Raw genomic sequence first — 1,664 nt, 5'->3', positions numbered from 1 at the left:
ATGAGGCCCTCTGGCAGGTAACAGGATTATCGATGCCGAGGCGCACTTGGTTACGAGAGTATTTTGCGGAACCAGACTTATCGTTTGACTATGACGCAGATGCTTTTACGGCACGATCGGCTTTGCTGAATCAAAAACTGAAGACTCTGAAATTACCGCTGGCTGGCGCTGATACGATTCTACTGAAAATCAACCGTGACTTTCTCGACAATAAACAACCCTCAAAAACAGAGGCCCAGAAAAACGAAAATCATGTTCTGACAGTTCCTGCGAATCTTCTGGCCTGGATTCAGGCTTATCAAGATCGTATCGCCGAGTACGATGCCGATTTGAATTTATTTGTACCCAGCCAGAAACCGGCAATTTATGATCGTGCGAGGCTGTACGCAGCCACCATCGATGATGTTCCCAATGCAGTTGATGCCCTGGCTGAGAAGGGATTTGCAGTGATGTCGGAAACGGGGCGTATTACGGAGATTCAACAGCAGGATCAATCGCTCCAGTTACTGGTCTGGGTGGTAGGCTTGGGAGTGTTCCTGTTTGGAATCCTGACTGTTTTCAGTGTTCTTATGGATTCCACAGATCGAAAACGATCTGCGATCGGAATTATGCGTGTCATGGGAATGTCTCGTGCAGGTGTCTTTACCACGATCCTGTTGCGGGCCACGGTGATTGGCGCAGCTGCCGCCATTCTCAGTCTGCTGTGTGGATGGGGACTGGGGCTGTTTCTGGGATGGAGTAGCCCGCCTGAATACCAGTGGTTGCACTGGAAGCCGGTTGTTTCCATTCACATGAATCAATTTGATGTAGTACTGGTATTTGCCGGGGCCATGATCTGCTGTGGCCTGGGGGCAATCCCCCCCGCTTGGAAGGCCAGTCGACTTGACCCGTTTGATGCAATCGTCGAAGGGCGATTTCGTTAACCTATCATCTGCTGGGATGAATCAAATGCGAAAATTTCAATCCTCCGACTTAGGGAACTCAACACTCTGGCACAGCTGGGAGTGGATTACTGTGCTATGTATATTAATTATGTCATCTACTGCTCTCAGGGCAGAGGAGCCGGGAGAACTATTTAGCTATCAACCTGAGTCTTTGCAGGGAAAGCTGGAGCTCAAGTTTCGCTACTGTCCCGCAGGAACCATTCGCCCCGGGAAGCCGCAGTCGACTGCGTCAGGAAATAATTTAAGAGAGCCTGTTAACCTCCGATACTTTTACATAGGCCAGACGGAAGTCACTCTTGCCGAATTTCGGCTGATTCTCGGTGAAGAACGTCTCAATGCGATCTATCAAAAGAATCAAAAGTTGCAAAACAATATCCCTGCATTACAGTCAATGATCCAAGATGGTCAGCGGGAACCGGCTTTCCTGGTCAGCCTGGAGGATGCAGTCGATTTCTGTTTACGACTTCAGCAATCATATGATGAGGAACGAAGTCGAAATGAACAACGTACGATCGAGTCACTCCTGTTCCGATTGCCTTCTCACCTCGAATGGCAGTATGCAGCCCGCGCGGTACCAACAGCAGAAGAACAGTTGCAAAGACCACATTTTTATAACTGGGTGCAGCCGAAAGATCTCTCCAAAGCAAATCAGGAGAAATGCATCGAACTCTGGAAGAAGCTGGGGAAATCAGGTCCCTTTCCCGGTGACCAATACAGTTT

At 49.0% G+C, this 1,664-nt stretch carries 2 protein-coding genes; both read left to right on the top strand.

Annotated features, from left to right (window positions below; all coding sequences use genetic code 11):
* Positions 1–32: 32 nt before the first annotated feature.
* Positions 33–923, top strand: coding sequence for an FtsX-like permease family protein (locus Q0294_RS22165; protein WP_299469807.1), 891 nt, complete (start codon positions 33–35; stop codon positions 921–923).
* A 109-nt stretch (positions 924–1,032) separates the two neighbouring features.
* A partial coding sequence (locus tag Q0294_RS22160) for an SUMF1/EgtB/PvdO family nonheme iron enzyme (protein ID WP_299469806.1) occupies positions 1,033–1,664 on the top strand: 632 nt, incomplete at its 3' end.

Source organism: uncultured Gimesia sp. (assembly GCF_937919775.1).
In the GTDB taxonomy this organism is placed as follows: Bacteria; Planctomycetota; Planctomycetia; order Planctomycetales; family Planctomycetaceae; genus Gimesia.
This window is presented reverse-complemented; position numbering and strand designations above follow the sequence as displayed.

Bases quoted from the DNA above. Each gene is read 5' to 3' on its own strand.
- Q0294_RS22165 (WP_299469807.1), top strand. From the start codon at position 33: ATGCCGAGGCGCACTTGGTTACGAGAGTATTTTGCGGAACCAGACTTA.